18 protein-coding genes are annotated in these 17636 nt (G+C 36.2%); 4 read left to right on the top strand and 14 right to left on the bottom strand.

The window, feature by feature from the left end; genetic code table 11:
* The 5 genes from porD to FW780_RS20100 form a co-directional block, all read right to left on the bottom strand.
* Positions 1 to 906 carry a type IX secretion system protein PorD gene (gene porD / locus FW780_RS20120; RefSeq protein WP_149388914.1) on the bottom strand — a complete coding sequence of 302 codons (906 nt, stop codon included), beginning with the start codon at positions 904 to 906 and terminating at the stop codon, positions 1 to 3.
* A 36-nt stretch (positions 907 to 942) separates the two neighbouring features.
* Positions 943 to 2148, bottom strand: coding sequence for a bifunctional phosphopantothenoylcysteine decarboxylase/phosphopantothenate--cysteine ligase CoaBC (gene coaBC / locus FW780_RS20115; protein WP_149835402.1), 1206 nt, complete (start codon positions 2146 to 2148; stop codon positions 943 to 945).
* A gap of 123 nt (positions 2149 to 2271) precedes the next feature.
* The gene (locus tag FW780_RS20110; RefSeq protein ID WP_047424579.1) at positions 2272 to 2595 is read right to left on the bottom strand and encodes a DNA-directed RNA polymerase subunit omega; all 324 of its coding nucleotides are present in this window, start codon (positions 2593 to 2595) and stop codon (positions 2272 to 2274) included.
* Positions 2596 to 2637: 42 nt separating this feature from the next.
* Positions 2638 to 3633, bottom strand: coding sequence for an outer membrane protein assembly factor BamD (locus FW780_RS20105; RefSeq protein WP_149835401.1), 996 nt, complete (start codon positions 3631 to 3633; stop codon positions 2638 to 2640).
* A 103-nt stretch (positions 3634 to 3736) separates the two neighbouring features.
* Positions 3737 to 4366 carry a TetR/AcrR family transcriptional regulator gene (locus tag FW780_RS20100; protein ID WP_142725174.1) on the bottom strand — a complete coding sequence of 210 codons (630 nt, stop codon included), beginning with the start codon at positions 4364 to 4366 and terminating at the stop codon, positions 3737 to 3739.
* Positions 4367 to 4462: 96 nt separating this feature from the next.
* On the opposite strand from FW780_RS20100, the gene FW780_RS20095 reads away from it, so the two are divergent.
* From FW780_RS20095 to FW780_RS20080, 4 genes are all read left to right on the top strand, one after another.
* The gene (locus FW780_RS20095) at positions 4463 to 5086 is read left to right on the top strand and encodes a TatD family hydrolase (protein ID WP_149835400.1); all 624 of its coding nucleotides are present in this window, start codon (positions 4463 to 4465) and stop codon (positions 5084 to 5086) included.
* Entirely contained in the window at positions 5079 to 5804 is a 726-nt protein-coding gene (locus FW780_RS20090; RefSeq protein ID WP_149835399.1) for a tRNA threonylcarbamoyladenosine dehydratase, read from the top strand. The genes FW780_RS20095 and FW780_RS20090 overlap by 8 nt, the downstream gene beginning before the upstream one ends.
* Positions 5805 to 5896: 92 nt before the next feature.
* Positions 5897 to 6268, top strand: a complete 372-nt coding sequence (gene rnpA, locus FW780_RS20085; RefSeq protein ID WP_149835398.1) for a ribonuclease P protein component — start codon at positions 5897 to 5899, stop codon at positions 6266 to 6268.
* A gap of 128 nt (positions 6269 to 6396) precedes the next feature.
* Positions 6397 to 7005 (top strand): DUF4126 domain-containing protein, encoded by a 609-nt coding sequence (locus FW780_RS20080; RefSeq protein ID WP_149835397.1) that lies wholly within the window; start codon positions 6397 to 6399, stop codon positions 7003 to 7005.
* A gap of 39 nt (positions 7006 to 7044) precedes the next feature.
* Here the strand turns inward: FW780_RS20080 and FW780_RS20075 are convergent, their stop codons facing one another.
* The 9 genes from FW780_RS20075 to FW780_RS20035 form a co-directional block, all read right to left on the bottom strand.
* Positions 7045 to 9171, bottom strand: coding sequence for a hypothetical protein (locus FW780_RS20075; RefSeq protein ID WP_149835396.1), 2127 nt, complete (start codon positions 9169 to 9171; stop codon positions 7045 to 7047).
* 1 nt (position 9172) lies between these two features.
* Positions 9173 to 9724, bottom strand: a complete 552-nt coding sequence (locus FW780_RS20070; protein WP_149835395.1) for an LptE family protein — start codon at positions 9722 to 9724, stop codon at positions 9173 to 9175.
* Positions 9714 to 10418 (bottom strand): hypothetical protein, encoded by a 705-nt coding sequence (locus FW780_RS20065; protein WP_149835394.1) that lies wholly within the window; start codon positions 10416 to 10418, stop codon positions 9714 to 9716. Before FW780_RS20065 ends, FW780_RS20070 begins: the two co-directional genes overlap by 11 nt.
* Positions 10419 to 10431: 13 nt before the next feature.
* A complete protein-coding gene (locus FW780_RS20060) occupies positions 10432 to 11721 on the bottom strand; it encodes a sigma-54 interaction domain-containing protein (RefSeq protein WP_149835393.1) in 1290 nt (429 codons plus the stop codon).
* A gap of 112 nt (positions 11722 to 11833) precedes the next feature.
* On the bottom strand, positions 11834 to 12559 hold the full coding sequence (locus FW780_RS20055) for a tetratricopeptide repeat protein (RefSeq protein WP_149835392.1): 726 nt from the start codon (positions 12557 to 12559) through the stop codon (positions 11834 to 11836).
* A 242-nt stretch (positions 12560 to 12801) separates the two neighbouring features.
* On the bottom strand, positions 12802 to 14238 hold the full coding sequence (gene miaB / locus FW780_RS20050; protein ID WP_149835391.1) for a tRNA (N6-isopentenyl adenosine(37)-C2)-methylthiotransferase MiaB: 1437 nt from the start codon (positions 14236 to 14238) through the stop codon (positions 12802 to 12804).
* A gap of 83 nt (positions 14239 to 14321) precedes the next feature.
* Entirely contained in the window at positions 14322 to 15047 is a 726-nt protein-coding gene (locus tag FW780_RS20045; RefSeq protein ID WP_149835390.1) for an energy transducer TonB, read from the bottom strand.
* 17 nt (positions 15048 to 15064) lie between these two features.
* Positions 15065 to 15547 carry a hypothetical protein gene (locus FW780_RS20040; protein ID WP_149835389.1) on the bottom strand — a complete coding sequence of 161 codons (483 nt, stop codon included), beginning with the start codon at positions 15545 to 15547 and terminating at the stop codon, positions 15065 to 15067.
* A gap of 136 nt (positions 15548 to 15683) precedes the next feature.
* The gene (locus tag FW780_RS20035; protein ID WP_149835388.1) at positions 15684 to 17417 is read right to left on the bottom strand and encodes a thiamine pyrophosphate-dependent enzyme; all 1734 of its coding nucleotides are present in this window, start codon (positions 17415 to 17417) and stop codon (positions 15684 to 15686) included.
* Positions 17418 to 17636: the final 219 nt, after the last annotated feature.

Genomic DNA, 17636 nt, shown 5'->3' with positions numbered 1-17636 from the left:
TTACACCTTCCACTTATTCCACTTATTATCAATATTTTTTGGTGAAAGAATAATCATCGTCTGTTTAAGATCATTAAGAATTAAACCTCCATTATTTCCTGAATTGAAAATATTGAAAATTTCATCACTTTTGGTATCCATGAACAGATTAAAGAAAAATGCCTGCTGAAATGTGTTCTCATACATTTTCAATTGCATCAGGGCATCAAAGATCACTTTTTTCCCGGCTGTCTGATCCTGATTGAAAAGGTTATCCATACCGGCTCTGTGGTAAGTATAAATCGTAGAACGCAACTGGTTCCAGTTGGGATTCATAATTTCATTAATCAAAATAGAGCGGCTTCTTGGCTCATTGATGGTATTCCAGCCTTCATAGTTTCTGTTCTGAGAATTCTGAGCAATCTGCTGTGCTTTTGAGTACCATTGAGATCCTCCCATAGACTGGAAACTGTCTGCATCTATCCCCAAAATAAGATAAATATAGAAGCTCACCACATCGGTAAGATTTTTCCCTGAAAATTGTCTTTCATTAAAAATAAGACTTTCATTTTCAATATATTCAAAACCAAATCTCTGATCCTGAAGGTTAATTAAAGGGGATTCGTAAGTTGTATTGTAAACAGGACGCATAGCCTGAACAACAATGGATCCTTTGAATCTATTCCCATCTCTTTCTCCAATAACAACGGAAAAACCACATTTTATTTTTTCAAAGTTCTGAAGCTTTTTCCCTGTCCAGCTGGTATTATTGATAAAATCTCTGAGACTTTTCTCTAATGCTTTATATGCCTGCTGGTTACTTCCTCCTACCTGCTGAGAGTTTACCTGAACGGTTGCCAACAGCTCTTGAGAGAAACTTTGGGTATAGATAAAAAACAGAAAAAATAAGCTTATAATTTTTTTCATTGTCTATTAAAAATTGAGAACGGAAATTTATTAAAATTATTTTAAAAGTTGAGACTCAACAAAATTGAGAATATCTTTTGCTACATCGTCTTTGGATTTCAGATTGAATTCTTTCTTCTCCGTTTTGGTAAATATCTTGATTTTATTGGTATCATTTTTAAATCCGGCACCTTCGTCACGAAGAGAGTTTAAAACAATCATATCAAGATTCTTTTTTTCCAGTTTCCCTTTTGCATTTTCTTCTTCATTTTGGGTTTCCAGGGCAAATCCTACCAAAAACTGGTGTGTTTTCTTTTCACCCATCGTTTTAAGGATATCCGGATTCTTCACAAGCTCAATGGTCAGGTTATCATCATTTTTCTTGATTTTCTCCTTTGCCACTTCTTTGGGAGCATAGTCCGCCACCGCTGCACTTGCAATACCAATATCTACCCCATCATAAAATTCAAATACTTTTGACAGCATTTCTTTTGCTGAAGTTACTTTATGAAGCTCAACATTGGGATTATTAATGGTTTGGAAGCTCGGTCCTGAAATCAAAATAACTTTTGCTCCTCTTTTTGAAGCTTCTTCAGCCAGAGAAAATCCCATTTTTCCAGATGAATGATTTCCGATGAATCTTACAGGGTCTATGGCTTCGTAAGTAGGCCCGGCAGTAATTAAAACGGTTTTTCCTTCAAGGCTTTTGGAATGGCTGCTTTCCATAAAATGATGTTCAACAGCACTAAAAATTGTTGATGGCTCGGCCATTCTTCCCTGCCCGATCAATCCGCTAGCCAGCTCTCCGTTTTCTGCAGGAATTATAATATGTCCAAAACTTTCTGCAAGTTCCAGATTCTTCTTTGTAGAAGGATGTACATACATATCAAGGTCCATAGCAGGAGCTATGAAAACCGGGCATTTTGCAGACATATACGTTGCAATAACCAGATTATCACACATCCCATGAACCATCTTAGACAGTGTATTGGCTGTACACGGGGCTACGATCATAACATCTGCCCACAGTGCCATTTCCACATGACTGTTCCAAGTTCCGTTATCGCTGTAAAATTCTGAGTACACGGGTTTTTTTGATAGTGTAGACAGACTTAGTTTCGTTACAAAATGCTCTGCATCGGGGGTCATAATAACCTGTACTTCTGCACCTTTTTTTACAAAATCCCTTATCAAAAAATGAATTTTGTAGGCCGCAATTCCACCAGAGACGGCGATAAGTATCTTTTTACCGGAAATACTCATTGAGTTCTAATTTTTGAAATACTAAAATACTTATTTTTTCCCACACAATCAGGCTTTAAAACAACAAAGGTCATAAAAGAACTAATTTCTTTTATGACCCTCATTTATAAAAAACACAGATGATTATTTTCTATCTTCTGTTTTTCTGAAATAAACATCTTCGTTTAACCATTCTTCAATAGCAATTGAAGTTGGCTTTGGAAGCTTTTCGTAATGTTTAGAGATCTCAATTTGTTCTCTGTTTTCGAAAACCTCTTCTAATGTAGAATTGTGAACAGCAAATTCATCCAATTTATTGTGAAGTTCCGTACGGATCTCCGCATTGATCTGCTCTGCTCTCTTTCCCATGATAACAATAGCTTCATAGATTGAACCTACTTTATCTTCAATCTTATCTTTATCGTAAGTAATAGTATTTACTTCTGCTTTTGTATCTTTTACACTCATTTTGAGAAAATTATTTTTATTTTAAGATGGCAAATTTACGAATTATCTTTGAATTTTGAAAGTCGCTGCAGGAGGTGGGGTCTTAAGTGCTGCACTGTCCCTCTGTAACTGCATTGCTTTCTTTTCATTGCTAATCTGATCTTTAACTTGTTGTTCAGTTTTACCCTGAGCAGCTAGTTTTTCAGCTTCTTTTTTCTGTCTTGCTGTTAAAGCTGCCATTCTTGCTTCTGTTTCTTTTTTAACAACAGCAAAGTGTTCTTTTTCCTTTTCCAGTTTTTCTCTCAGATCTGCAGCTGTTTTAGAATATTCTGTATTAGGAAGTTCTTTTTCTACCAGCCTTGTATAAGTTAATGCACTTTCAATACGTTCAGCTTTAAGATTATAGATTGACTTCATCGCCAGTTCATAGCGGGACTTCATGATATAATCATAAATTTTTGAACGAAGTTTTGTACTTGGGAAATCTTCCAGAACGTTTTCAAATGCTACATTCGCTGCTTTATACTCTCCCATTTTGTAGTATTGTCTTCCATTTTCATAGGCTTTAAACTCAAGCTTATAAGACAATTCATCAATTAGCTGGCTGATATTTTTAGATCTCTCAGAGTTTGGATAGTTGTTCAGAAAGTCCTGAAGCTCATTGATCGCCAATTCTGTACTGGACTGATCTAAGTTATAATCCATAGATCCTTCATAATAGCACAATGCAGACATGTAGGCTGCTTCTTCAGCTCTTGGATCTTTCGGAAAACTCACTGCAAAGTTTTTGAACTGGTGACCTGCCAATTTATAACTCTTGTCATAATAATTGGCATAAGCAGTGTTGAAACCTACATTAGGAAAATCATCTGTTCCTGCTACAAGATTTGCAAGTCTGTCATAAAGAGCCAATGCATTTTTCCACTTTTTCTTAGCAAAGTTTTCGTTAGCTGCTTTCAAGATAAATTCTTTATCAGCACTCCTCATTGCTCTTTCCTGCTGGCTTACACAAGATGAAATTACCGCTACAGCAAAAAGACCTAAAATATATTTTTTCATATAAAAAGTTCAACAGTTTTCGGATTATACAGCCGATTTACTAATTTGCAAAAATATAACTTTTTTGTCAATAGATTTTTTTTTATGAATATTTAACGTAATTTTAGTCTGCAGCGTATCCCAAAATTGCAAAAACACTTAATAAAAGATTCATTCTCACCTTTTTTTCAGCTTCTTTCGTATAGGTTTCTTCATTTTTACTTGGCACATACAACTCATAAAAGTTTTTATTCCTGATGACAAATAAAGTGGATCCAATAATCATGGTAAGGATATCTTCAGGCTTTGGGGTAAAAGTAAACACACCGGAAGCGACTCCTTTTTTAATTACTTCATCCAGCTTTTTTACGAATAACTGGTAGAAATCAAGCAATTCGTCTTTCAGGTTTTCTGTATGGCGAAGCTCCTGGGTAACAAACCCGTGGAAATAGTTGTACTTGAACAGCTGAGAAACAATATATTTGATCATCTCCCTCAACTGCATCTCAGGTTTCCCGTCTTTGATGGTATCTGCAAATTCTGAAAAATTCTCTCTGGTTTTCAGTACCCTGTACTGGTATAGATAAGACATCATTTTCTCTTTAGAACCGAAGTAATAAGAGATCATAGCCACATTAATATTGGCTTTGGAACAGATATCTCTTACAGAAGTACCCTCATACCCTTTTTTGGCAATGAGTTCTTCTGCAATATCCAGTATGTGAATCTGTTTTTCCGTAAATTTTTTTTTCATGAAGTGTACTTTGAGTAAAGTTAAGAAATTTTTAACACATTTATAAACGATCGTTTAATAATTTTAAATTAAATCTGAAAATACTTATTTTTGAACATGGAATTTTTTGATTTTCACCATCATAAAAAATATATCAGAAACGGAATTTATAATTTATCAGAAGGAATTCCGCCTGATTTCCCTTATTCCATCGGCATTCACCCAAATGATATTGACCTTCATAATATAGAGCAGCAGTTTTCGTGGATGAGAAGCATGATGTCTGAAAATTGTTTTGCCATTGGTGAATGTGGTTTGGATTCTTTGGTTTCTATAGATCAGAAAACTCAGGAGGAAGTTTTTTTAAGACAGATAAAGATCGCAAATGAGGTAAAAAAGCCATTGATTATTCATTGTGTAAGAAAATTTTATGAGGTGATTTCTTTTAAAAAGAAGGCCGAACAGCCAATGATCATCCATGGTTTCAATAAAAAACGACAAATTGCTGAAGATCTTCTGAGCAATAATTTTTACCTGAGTTTTGGAAAAGCTGTTTTGTATAATTTATCTTTGCAGGATATTATAAAAAGGACTCCATTAAACAGAATCTTTTTAGAAACTGACAATGAAGACTTTAACATTGAAGAATTGTACATTAAAGTTTCGGAGATAAAAGGTATTTCCTTGGAACAACTGAATGAACAGATTTTAGAAAATTTACACTTAATAAAAAATGGATAAATACTGGCTGGAAAGAACTGAACTTTTGGTAAAGGAAGAGGGATTGGATAAGCTGATAAAAGCGAATGTACTTGTTGTAGGTTTAGGCGGAGTAGGTTCTTTTGCCGCAGAATTTCTGGCGAGAGCCGGGGTAGGAAATATGACCATTGTGGATGGTGATACGGTAGATATTACAAATATCAACAGACAACTGCCTGCTTTACATTCCACTGTCGGAAAACACAAAGTAGATGTGGTTGCTGAAAGGCTTCTTGACATCAATCCACAGCTTAATTTAACAAAAATCAATGAATTCCTGAATCCGGAAAGGATGGATGAAGTTTTGGATTCTGCAAAATTTGATTATGTTTTGGACTGCATCGACAGCGTTACTCCAAAACTTTCCTTAATTATTGCGGCCAAAAGAAGAAGGATAAAGATCGTAAGCTCAATGGGAGCCGGCGGCAAAACTGATCCAAGCAAAGTATTGGTAAGAGATATCAGCAAAACAGAACACTGTCATCTTGCAAGACAGGTAAGAAAGAGACTGAAAAAAGTAAAAATTGACAAAGGGGTTCGTTGTGTTTTTGCCAATGATATTCAGGATGAAGAAAGTTTAAAAATGACTGACGGAACCAATTATAAAAGATCTTTTTACGGAACAATAAGCTATATGCCTGCTATTTTCGGGCTGTATACAGCTTCAGAAGTGATTAATCATTTATTAAATCAGGATTAAATATTTCCTGTTTATTTCGCAGATTTGTAAAACGACTACATGAATCTGTAAAATATGGTAAAAAAATAAAAAACAATATTTACACTCCGTAAATGACAAATTCCAAGTATCCCAGAGCGGAAAAGCTCAAAAAAAATACGGAAATCAGTTTGCTTTTTGATAAGGGCAAATGGAGAACCACCGGAAATCTGAGAATCATTATTCTGAAGGACAAAGCCACTCTTCCGGTAGAAGCTTCCAGGTTCGGGGTTTCTGTTTCAAAAAGATATTTTAAAAGAGCTGTACACAGAAACCGAATCAAAAGATTGCTGAGAGAATGCTACCGTTTGAATAAAGACTTATTTAAAGAAGCCTTTGGAGAAAAAACGATGGCCATGCTATTCTGGGTATCTCCTGAGATGCCACCGAAGTTTCAGGATGTGGAGGCACAGTTTATAAAACTTTGTGAAGCCCAGAAAAAGTAATTTTTTATTCTAAAGTAAATCACAAATAGCGAAGCTCGAAACCCGCATCCCGGAACTTAGAAATTAACAACACTTAATATCATATACTTTTTGTAATTTTAGGGAAAACAATAAATCTGAAAATTAATATGTTAGATAATATTCCCTACTTTTCTTATGTCATAAGTGCATTTATCGGGATTGGATTGGCGGCAGCTACAGGATTTCGGGTCTTTCTCCCGATGTTCATCGTAAGTCTTTCTTCTTATTTCAACTGGATTCCTATGAATGAGCATTTTGAATGGCTTGCAGGCCTTCCTGCATTAATTACAACAGGAATTGCCACAGTGGTCGAGATTCTGGCCTATTACATCCCTTTTGTCGATCATCTGCTTGATACGGTTTCCATTCCAATGGCGACGGTAGCGGGTTCTATATTATTTGCCAGTCAGTTTGCTGAGCTGGGAACATTTCCGCAATGGGCACTGGCATTAATTGCGGGTGGAGGTACAGCAGCCACCATCAGTTCAGGGTTTGCAGGAATACGTGCCGCTTCTACGGCAACAACAGGAGGATTAGGTAATTCTGTGGTAGGAACTACGGAAACAGCAGGAGCAGGTCTTATGTCTGTTCTTGCTATGGCAGCACCGGTAATTGCAGCAATTCTTGCAATAATTACATTAATTCTTGTTATTGTTTTTGGCCGGAGAGCCTGGAAAAAATTAAGGGGCAATAAAAGTAACCCTCAAAATTTATAAATAAAAAAAGGTACTGTTTAGAACAGCACCTTTTTTCTTTTAATTTTTACTTCTGAAGTCCTTAATATCCTGTATTTTAGATTCAAAATATTCTTTTTTCTCAGGACTCTTTTTGATTAATATTTCAAATGCTTTTATCGCTTTTGTATATAATTTCTGTTCAAAATAAAGATTTGCTAATGTCTCTGTCATCAAATGTGAGATATCATCATTCTTTTCTTTTACAACATAGGAACTTTCTTCTTTTAACTGACTGATTCTAGGGTTATTTTCAATGAAGGTCTCAATCGCCTTTTCTTTGATTTCCGTTTTTTCCTTTTCGATCTCTTCAGTTCTGTCAATCTTAAGCCAGCTCTGCCAGGTATTGATAAAACCGGGAACATTGCTGTCTAATTGCTGCTGTGTTGTATTCTTCATCGTAACTTCCTGCATTTGCTCTACAGATTCTTCTTTGCTTTCTTTCTGCTTTTCTTCCACCTTGAGGGTGGAGATATCAGTTCCGAAGAAAGAAACGTTCATCACAGGAACTTCTTCTTTTACAACGGCTTTATCTGTATTTTCTTCGACTGCTTCAATAGGAGCAGAATGATTTTCAGCAACTTCCGAAGTTTCTTCTGTTATTGAAACAGTATCTTCCTGAACAATTTCTGCAATGGCTTCAATCGGTTCAGATGGAGCTTCAACTTCAACTATCTGTTCTGGTTCTTCGGCAGGAGGTATTTCTGCCACCGGAGTCTTTATTTCAGGAACTGTGGTTTCTGCTGATTTGCTGATTAATGAATCAGGCATATTAGACTCTACACTCATAGGTTTCCAAGCTGTCTGAACTTCAGGAATATTTTCTTCTTTTTCTTCTGGAATTTCTGCTTTAACCTCTTCAGATAACTGATCTTCAAAAACTTCTTCCTTTACAGGTTCTTCTTTAATTTCAACAGGCTTATCCTCACTTGTTGACCAGAAATGGAAATTTTGAGTTTCAGCAAAGCTAATTTCATGATCTTCAGCTGTTTCAGGCTCTTCCTTTTCTTCTTGAGCAACAGGTTTAGCCTCCTTCATTTTTTTCTCAACTTCTTCAATCAGGCGTCTCATTTCCTCCTCATGTTTATTGATATGAGGCTGGGAAACTTCAGGTTTTTCAGAAATTTCTTCGTTGTTGGCCTGGATTTTAACATCCGGCAGGAATGAATCTGTTCCATGGAAGCTTACTTCAGCATCGGATACTTCTACTGATGGCTCTTCTAGATTATTATTTTCTTTTTCAGCAGAAATCTGATCTTCGTTGATAATGGTTTCCGGCGTAAAGTTTTCTCCGGCATTTTCTTCTACTTCAGTTTGTATTTCTTGTTGAACGGGTTCTTCTTCAGAAACAGATATAGCTTCATTATCGGTTGACCCTACATTTACAAGCTCTTCTGCTATTGTTTCAGTATTTTCCTCCGACAATAAAGGAGACACCTCATGGAAACTGGTATTTTCGCCCTCTTCAATCTTTTCTTCTTCATTTTCTGAAGAAATCTGATTTTCATGAATGATCGTTTCCGGTGTAAAATTTTCTCCTGCCTTCTCCTCTATTTCAGCTTGCTTTTCTTCTTGCTGAACAGGTTCCTCCACTACAGGTTCAGTTTTTTGAGTAACCAAAACACCTGATTCCAAAGTAGATTCAAGATCTATCGTCTCGGAATTTTGCTCATCAAGGAAGTTTTCTTCTCCTTCAAATAAAATCCTGTTTCGTTCACCATTGATATAAATATGTTTAACCTCCTGTGCAGTTGGTAAAACGCATGCCGTTCCCTGTTCTTCTGTTGGTTTTTCTACAGAAACGTCTTCTTCTCTTCTGATAGGGAAAGACTTGGTTTTCGGAGCTAATTGAGCTGGTTTTTCAATTATTTTAGAGGGTTGTTTCTCTTCAACAATCTCTGGCTTTGGCTCTGGTTTGATCTTTCCGTTGATCAGCTGATACAAAATCTTTTTATCAGTAGTATATGCTGCCGTTGTAGAAAGCTCTTTCTGATAATTTTCTTTTTCGTACAGATGGACTCCATACAGGTGAAGTGCCCTGATATTCTGAATATAAGGAAAAGTGTGAATCTCTTCTTTCAAAAGACCAAGGTCTTCGGACTGAATATTTTTCGGATTTTTTATTAATTCTAAAACTCTCGGATTCATCTTACCAATTCGCTACAATGTCGTTAAATATCTTATTAATAATTCTATCTGTTACCAACTTTACCTGCTGGTCTTCGATTTGACTTAGTGATACATCACTGTTGAAAGCTGCTTCATCGGAATAGGTTCTGTCAAAACTTGCATCCGGATGAATTTTGTTTTCATAATGTACCTTTACGGTAATCGTAAGTTTATTCTGTGCCTGCTGAATCACTCCACCCGATGGGTTTGTCTGGGTATTGGAACTGATTGTAGTAGGAGTAATGGAATAGTCTGTAATTTCTCCTTCTATCAGGATATCTGGATTTTCTTTTGTTCCTTTCAGTGTTGTTCTCTGAAGAAATCTGTTTTGTATTGCTGTAGAAAACTGTTGGGATAATGCAGGGTTTACAAGGGGTGCATTATTCGGAAATTCATTGATCTGAACTGTCTTTTCATCTGTAAGAGATGATCCCGTAAAGCTGTAGCATGAATTTAAAACTCCCAGCAATGCAAATAGCATTACTGTAAGCAGTGATTGTTTCAGGCTGATATTTTTAATTTTAAAATTCATTTTTAGATCCAATTTCAATAATTTCATCATACTCAATTTGTTGAATAGCATCTTCATAAGCAAAATAGTTTGCCGTGTATAAAAATGGCATGGTAAGAAAAATTCCTATTCCGCAGGCAACAATACCAATCTGAGCTAAAATACTTACTACTAATGAGAAAAGAAAAATTGACAACAGATTTCCTTTGGTCATTATTTTTGAAATATTCCAGGCTTCTTTTATTTCCTTAATTCCTTTAAGACTGATTAATGGAATGATATAAAAACCCTTCAATACGAAATAGTAGATCGCTGCAATCAGTAAGAATACATAAGGAAACACAAAAAGAGCAACCATCGGATTAGCTTCATTACGCTCAGAAAATGCCCCTGACACACCCATCACGGCAAATAAAGGAATGTAAAGTAACATAACACCTCCAAAAATAATTAACTGCAACATAAAGTAAGGCATAAAGTCTTTAAAATCAAAGATATCTCCGGGACTTGCCGGTTGATTTCTGTTCAGTCTTTGAAGATATTTGTATAAATTACCCATCGCCAATAGTCCGCAGAACGGAATAATGGACATGATAAAGCACACTAAAAATGCTACAAAAATATTCCCGAAATCTTTCTTTAAAAGTTCGACTCCTTTATTAATATATTCTCCGAGTTTAAAATTGATCGGCTTAGGTGTTAAATTTACTTTCATTATTTATGTTGTGCTAATCTTCCAGGTTATATTGTTTTATTTTTCTGTATAAAGTTCTTTGCGAGATTCCCAGTTCATCTGCGGCTCTGTTCCTACGTCCTTTATGCTTCTCCAACGCCTTAATAATCAAGTCTTTTTCGTTATTCTGTAGAGAAAGTGACTCTGGTCTGTTTTCTTCTACCTCGATATCTTCAATATCTTCATAGCTGTCATCAGGAGTTGAAATAATTGTTGGAGTCTGAACTACCGGTGCATCATTATTATTTTCAAAATAGACTAAAGACCCCGGATTCACCTGAGGCTGACTTTCAGGGGTATAAATCCTATTGATCAGGTTTTTCTCATGGTTGCTCAGATCTGCCGTTCCTCTGTTCTTAATCAATTCCGAAGTTAAGGATTTTAAATCATTAATATCATTCCTCATATCGAATAGAATTTTATACATGATTTCTCTTTCACTTCCAAAATCGTTCTGCTTAGGAGTATTCTGAGTATTGACCACCATAGGAAGGTGGGTTTCCATAGGAATATATTCAGACAGCTTCTCAGCAGTTATATTTCTGTTCCTTTCCACAACGGTCATCTGCTCTACTAAGTTTCTTAATTGGCGGACGTTACCCGGGAAGGAATAACTTTCTATGTAATGAACAGCACTCTGCTCCAGTTCAAGTTCCGGCATTCTGTACTTTTCTGCAAAGTCTATCGCAAATTTTCTGAATAACAGATGAATGTCTCCTTTTCTTTCTCTCAAAGGCGGCATATCTATCTGAACGGTATTCAAACGGTAATATAAATCCTCACGGAATCTTCCGTCATGGATTGCTTTCATCATATTAACGTTGGTAGCGGCTACAATTCTTACATTGGTTTTCTGAACCTGTGAAGATCCCACTTTCATAAATTCCCCACTTTCCAGAACTCTTAAAAGACGAACCTGAGTCTGAAGTGGAAGTTCTCCCACCTCATCCAAAAAGATTGTTCCGCCATCAGCTACTTCAAAGTATCCTTTTCTTGTAGCAGTAGCTCCTGTAAAAGCACCTTTTTCATGCCCGAACAGCTCAGAATCTATGGTTCCTTCCGGAATGGCTCCACAGTTTACCACAATATAAGGCTGATGTTTTCTTTTAGATTCTGAATGGATAATTTTCGGAATAAATTCTTTTCCTACCCCACTTTCCCCTATTACCAGTACAGAAATATCTGTAGGGGCAACCTGAATAGATTTTTCCAGGGCCCGGTTGAGTGCCGGAAAGTTTCCGATAATTCCGAAACGGTTTTTTATGTTTTGTAACTCGTTGCTCATAAGTAAATTTTTGATTATTGATTTAATGTTAATCTTCTACAGCTCTTACATCTCTTTTCTGTAGACTTTGTTAAAATGATGAGTGTAGACATTCTTCATCGTCTTTCCTTCATCATACGTTTGTTTGTAGGGCTAACATTTTTAAATCTAAATAATCTTTGTTTCTGATCTTAGAAACTTTACTTTTAAAGTATATATTCTCGGCAAAGTTGTATTCCTTGCTTCGTTTTTCAAAATTTTCCAGGGCTTTGTCATACCTTCCCAGCTCGAAATAAGTAACTCCCAGCTGGTAATGATCAAACATTCCCTTCACATAACCTCTGGTAGCCAGAAGCCTTTCTATAATCCCCGCTGCTTTTTCTTTTTGTCCTAACGCACTGTAGGACATAGCTTTTACTACATCCAGATTATAGTCTCTGTTTTGAGATCTTCCTAAATCTCCGGGATAATATTTTTTTAGCTCCTCTAAATCCTGAATAGCACCTTTATAGTCTCTTAAAAACTGAAACTTAGTCCAGCCTCTATAGCCAAGATGCATTTGGGGATCTAAAGCAACTGCTTTATCAATTAAAATTTTCCAGGTTACGAAATCACCGTTTTTAAGATATGGAACAGCTTTTTCCATATAAGCACGGGAGAAATCAGGACACAGTTCAATGGCTTTATCGAAACCTTCCTGAGATTCTGCGAAACCTTGTAAATCTGAAGCCCAGTTGTATAACTCACACGCTTTTTTACAGTTCTCACCCTCTACTGCATTACAGTTGACCTGTGCAATAGTATTGGTGTAAACGATAAGTAACAAAAAGCTAAGGTAATACCTCTGAAACTTTTCCATTTTCAATTTTATAGGTTAAATACTGATAATAATCTACTTTTAAACCTTTTATCTCTTTTGGCATCCGGCCACCGAGTGATTTTGTAAACTGCAGCAATCAATTTTCTAATTCTTCATCAAGCACAGTTTCTTTCAGATCCCGGTTCATATGTTGTAATCTGAACAGGCCTGTCTTTCTTTCACAATTTACTAAAAATCTTACGGTAATATAGCCGTTGATTTTCTTTTAAGAATATATATAATTATTCCGCTGTTCTCCCTAAAAGTGTGCCTTGTGTATTGTCATAGACAAAAACGTTCACAATGTCACCAATTTTCTGTCCTTCAAGCTGATCGAAGACACATACGGCATTCTGAGAGTTTCTTCCTTTCCATTGATTTTTGTTCTTTTTGGAAATTCCTTCAATCAGAATCTGGTGCATTCTTCCTACATAAGATTTCATTCTTTGTTTTGAAAGTTCTCCCTGAAGTGCAATAACCTCAGCAAGACGTCTCTGCTTCACATCGGCAGGAATGTTGTCTTCCATCTTTTTGTGAGCCGGAGTTCCCGGTCTTTCTGAGTAAGCGAACATGTAACCGTAGTCATATTCTACTTCTCTCATCAGGCTTAAAGTATCCTGGTGATCTTCTTCAGATTCATTACAAAATCCAACGATCATATCCTGAGAAAAGGCAACTTCAGGAACAATTTCTTTTGCTTTTTTAATCAACTCAAGATATTCTTCACGCGTATGCTGTCTGTTCATTGCTTCAAGCATATTATTGCTTCCGCTTTGTACAGGAAGGTGTACGTATTTGCAAATATTATCGTGTTTTGCCATCATTCTGAATACATCCAGACTCATATCCTGTGGATTTGAAGTGGAGAATCTGATTCTTAATTCAGGAACTGCTTTAGCCACCAAATCAAGAAGCTGGGCAAAATTAACAGCTGTTGCTTTCTGCATTTCAGAAGCTTTGGCGAAATCTTTTTTAGGACCTCCTCCGTACCAAAGGTAAGAGTCTACATTTTGTCCTAAAAGGGTAATTTCTTTATATCCGCTGTTGGCAAGGTCTTTACATTCATCAATAATAGAATGTGGATCACGGCTTCTTTCTCTTCCTCTTGTAAAAGGAACTACACAGAACGTACACATATTATCGCAACCTCTGGTAATGGTAACAAAAGCTGTAACGCCGTTTCCTCCTAAACGGACAGGATTGATATCTGCATACGTTTCTTCTTTGGAAAGAATTACGTTGATTGCATCTCTTCCATCGTCGGTTTCTTTTAAAAGATTTGGCAAGTCTCTGTAAGCATCCGGACCTACAACAAGATCAACCAGCTGTTCTTCTTCTAAGAATTTGGTTTTCAATCTTTCAGCCATACAACCCAAAACACCAACCGTCATATTCGGTTTTTCTTTTTTAAGATTTTTGAATTGGGAAAGACGCATTCTTACAGTCTGTTCTGCTTTTTCACGGATAGAACATGTATTTAAAAGAATCAGGTCAGCTTCTTCAACTTTCATCGTTGTATTATACCCCTGTTCATTAAGAATGGATGCAACAATTTCAGAGTCAGAGAAATTCATCTGACAACCATAGCTTTCTAAAAACAGTTTTTTAGAATTCTCAGGTCTTTCTGCAATAGCAAAAGCTTCGCCCTGTTTTGTTTCGTCTATATATTTTTCCTGCACGATAATCAATTTAAGGTTCGCAATTTTAAATTACGAACAAATAAGTTTGCAAAGATACAAAATATTGTGACAGAATGTCAGGATTATCTTTCAGTAAATGTTACTGAAAACTGTACCGGAAATGAAATCCTCTCAACAATAGGAATATCTTTATAAAAAGCTGGTATCCAGATCTTCTTCATCCTTGCAAGAGTCCGCATAAAATCATTATTAAAATTTTGATTATAAATCTCAGGATAAATTCTAGGATTAATAATATGCCCGTCTTTACTGATATAAAATTCCAGATTTACCTTCCCGTTAAGTTGATAATCTTCAAAAATCATCATAAAATTATCATGAAATAATGTATGAAAAGCTTTTGATCCTTCTGGGTATTTGGTATGTGCTACAAATTTATTGGCATCATAACCCGGTTGATAATTGCTCATCAGATCTTTTGGATATAAAATAAATTCTGTAATGGCTCCAATTTTCCAGCCTTTTACTTCAGCAGGTTTCCATTTTTTAAGATTCTTAAGAACTTCTCTGGAAAGATCATATGCACATTTATTCCTTGCAATATTAGCCGTATCCTGGTCTTTAATAAATTTAACTTCAGATTTATCGGTGATGATAATTCTAGGCTGATAAATTTCTTTATCATCACATTCCTTCAATGTACTATTGATAAGAAATTCATGAACATCTTTGTAAAAATTAACTATTCCACCTTCATAAAAGCTTTGCTTCTCCGGGTATTCATCAAGTATCTGAGCTTTATACAGAGAGACAAAAGCCAGAAAAAAAATAATAAAAGTCTTTTTCATTTTTGTGTTTAAATTATTTAATCAATATCTGCTGACATTGAAGAGAAGTTCATTTTAACTTTAATCTGTGAAGCTACAGGCTGCCCGTTACAAGACGCCGGTGTCCAGTTTTTCTTTATTCTTCTTACAACATACTGCATATCGTCAAAAAAAACTTCACTGTTCTGAACTTTAGGCGTCCCCTTTACATCCACAACTTTTCCTTTATCATCAAGAACTAGAGTAAAGGTAAAGTCTCCTGTAAGCGCATAGAAATCTGAATTGAGATAAGCATACATATATTTGTTCAGAATATCTTTATAGGCAGCAACGCCTCCTTCATAAGCTGCAGGTTTAAAATCATTGCATTTTACAGCAACCTGCATAAAAGGTTCTTTAATATCTATTTTTAAAAGAGTTTTATTACTTTCTCTGATAAATGAATCATCTCGTTCTTCCTGATCCTGTGCAAATGAAAAATTCGCTGCACATAAGGTCAAAAATAAAAGTATCGTTCTCATAATTTTGTTTCCTAATAATAAACAAAGGTAAATATTTAGCTTATTTATAAAAAAGAAAAACTTCACACAAAGTATGAAGTTTTAAGTATGAATATTGTGAATTCAAAGTATGTCTTGAAATCTTTATATTCTGACCTTAAAGAAGGCCTTTGATGTGTTTATAATTCGTTTTCACCGTTTCAAAAACCTCATCCATTTTACCACCAAGCATCAGTTGCGCCATGGATTTGGTCATTCCCATAATCTGATCAAACTCAATTTTAGGAGGAAGAGCAAGTGCGTTGGGGTTGGTAAAGATGTTCAGAAGATAAGGCCCGTTGTGATCCAGACATTCTTGGATCGCGCTTTCCACTTCTTCGGGAAGGTGTACATTCTTACCCGGATATCCCATTGCATGAGCTACCATAGCAAAGTCGGGATTAATCATATCGGTTTCATTGTCAGGCATTCCGCCGACTTCCATTTCCAGTTTTACCATGCCAAGGGTCCTGTTGTTGAAAACGATTAGTTTTATGGGTAATTTATATTGAAAAATAGTCGCCATATCCCCCAATAACATAGACAATCCTCCGTCTCCACACATGGCAATAACCTGTTTTTCCGGGTGTGCTAAAGCAGCTCCGATTGCCATCGGCATAGCATTGGCCATTGATCCGTGGTTAAAAGAACCAAGCATTTTCCTTTCACCCGTTCCTGTAATAAACCGGGCTCCCCACACACAGCACATTCCTGTATCTACGGTAAAAATAGCATCTTTTTTGGCCAGTTTATCTAAAGTATGCGCCACATATTCCGGTTGGATAGCATTCTCTTTGCCAAAATCTTTTACATATTCCAACTGATTTTCTTTTACTTTATCATAAAATGCCAGCTGCTCATTCAAAAAGTGAACATCCGTTTTTTCTTCTAATAAAGGAAGCAATGCTCTTATCGTTTCTTTGATATCTCCTGCAAGACCCAATTCCAGTTTTGCTCTTCTTCCCAATCTTTCCGGACTTTCGTCTATCTGTACAATTTTATTTTTTACCGGCATAAATTTCTGGTACGGAAAATCGGTTCCTAAAAGAAGAACCAGATCTGCTTCGTGCATTGCATGATAAGCCGATGGAAACCCCAACAATCCGGTAAGTCCCACTTCATTAGGATTATTAGGTTGAATTGCCATTTTTCCCCGGAAAGAATATCCTACAGGTGCTTTTAAAAGCTTAGACAATAGTATAACTTCGGCACTTGCCTCTCCTGCTCCTGCTCCGCAGTATAAAGTTACTTTTTTACTATTATTTACCAATGCTGCCAGTTGCTTCAGTTCGTCATCTGAAGGTCTCACAACAGGATTGGTTTTAAAGATTTGAGTGGAAGTAGCCCCTTCTTCCGCATCCAGTTCGGAAACATCTCCCGGAAGTCCTATCACAGCAACTCCTTTTTTTGAAATTGCATGTTGAATAGCAGTCTGAACGGTTCTCTGCACCTGCTCCGGACGGGTAATCATCTGATTATAATAACTGCAGTCATCAAAAAGTTTTATCGTGTTGGTTTCCTGAAAGTAATCCATTCCCATTTCGTCACTGGGAATCGTGGAAGCAATCACCAGCATAGGAACATGAGATCTGTGCGCTTCATACACTCCATTGATAAGGTGAACATGTCCCGGGCCACAACTTCCTGCACATACCGCCAGACCATCCAGTTCTGCCTCTGCCGCCGCTGCATAAGCTCCTACTTCTTCGTGTCGCACATGAATCCATTGGATGCTGCTTTTTTTGACAGCAATATTCAGATGGTTGAGACTGTCACCGGTTACTGCATAAATTCTTTTCACATTGGCATTTTCGAGCATTTCAACAATTTGCTCTGCTATGTTTTTTGCCATAATTATTATATTTTGGTATTATTTTTTGGTGAAAAACAGGGCTAGAGATGGGTATCAGTAACCCTATGTCTATCAAATTTAGCTAATAAAGTTGGAACTGTCACCCGGTTTCAATGTTAAAACTTTGTAATTTTTATAGTGAAAATTTATTCTAATATTTTTAAAATCTCATAGGTTTGGTACATCAACAATAGCCAAACATATAGCTTTAAAACAAAA

Origin of the sequence: Chryseobacterium sediminis (assembly GCF_008386505.1) — a bacterium.
Lineage (GTDB): Bacteria > Bacteroidota > Bacteroidia > Flavobacteriales > Weeksellaceae > Chryseobacterium > Chryseobacterium sediminis.
The sequence above is the reverse complement of the archived record's forward strand: the minus strand, read 5'-3'. Positions and strand labels throughout refer to the sequence as shown.

Coding starts and splice junctions, on each gene's coding strand:
- FW780_RS20065 (WP_149835394.1), bottom strand. CDS start 10,418: ATGAAAGTAAATTTAACACCTAAGCCGATCAATTTTAAACTCGGAGAA.
- FW780_RS20035 (WP_149835388.1), bottom strand. CDS start 17,417: ATGGCAAAAAACATAGCAGAGCAAATTGTTGAAATGCTCGAAAATGCC.
- FW780_RS20045 (WP_149835390.1), bottom strand. CDS start 15,047: ATGAAAAAGACTTTTATTATTTTTTTTCTGGCTTTTGTCTCTCTGTAT.
- rnpA (WP_149835398.1), top strand. CDS start 5,897: ATGACAAATTCCAAGTATCCCAGAGCGGAAAAGCTCAAAAAAAATACG.
- FW780_RS20070 (WP_149835395.1), bottom strand. CDS start 9,724: ATGAATTTTAAAATTAAAAATATCAGCCTGAAACAATCACTGCTTACA.
- FW780_RS20105 (WP_149835401.1), bottom strand. CDS start 3,633: ATGAAAAAATATATTTTAGGTCTTTTTGCTGTAGCGGTAATTTCATCT.
- FW780_RS20095 (WP_149835400.1), top strand. CDS start 4,463: ATGGAATTTTTTGATTTTCACCATCATAAAAAATATATCAGAAACGGA.
- coaBC (WP_149835402.1), bottom strand. CDS start 2,148: ATGAGTATTTCCGGTAAAAAGATACTTATCGCCGTCTCTGGTGGAATT.
- FW780_RS20100 (WP_142725174.1), bottom strand. CDS start 4,366: ATGAAAAAAAAATTTACGGAAAAACAGATTCACATACTGGATATTGCA.
- FW780_RS20060 (WP_149835393.1), bottom strand. CDS start 11,721: ATGAGCAACGAGTTACAAAACATAAAAAACCGTTTCGGAATTATCGGA.
- FW780_RS20110 (WP_047424579.1), bottom strand. CDS start 2,595: ATGAGTGTAAAAGATACAAAAGCAGAAGTAAATACTATTACTTACGAT.
- FW780_RS20055 (WP_149835392.1), bottom strand. CDS start 12,559: ATGGAAAAGTTTCAGAGGTATTACCTTAGCTTTTTGTTACTTATCGTT.
- FW780_RS20040 (WP_149835389.1), bottom strand. CDS start 15,547: ATGAGAACGATACTTTTATTTTTGACCTTATGTGCAGCGAATTTTTCA.
- FW780_RS20075 (WP_149835396.1), bottom strand. CDS start 9,171: ATGAATCCGAGAGTTTTAGAATTAATAAAAAATCCGAAAAATATTCAG.
- FW780_RS20080 (WP_149835397.1), top strand. CDS start 6,397: ATGTTAGATAATATTCCCTACTTTTCTTATGTCATAAGTGCATTTATC.
- porD (WP_149388914.1), bottom strand. CDS start 906: ATGAAAAAAATTATAAGCTTATTTTTTCTGTTTTTTATCTATACCCAA.
- FW780_RS20090 (WP_149835399.1), top strand. CDS start 5,079: ATGGATAAATACTGGCTGGAAAGAACTGAACTTTTGGTAAAGGAAGAG.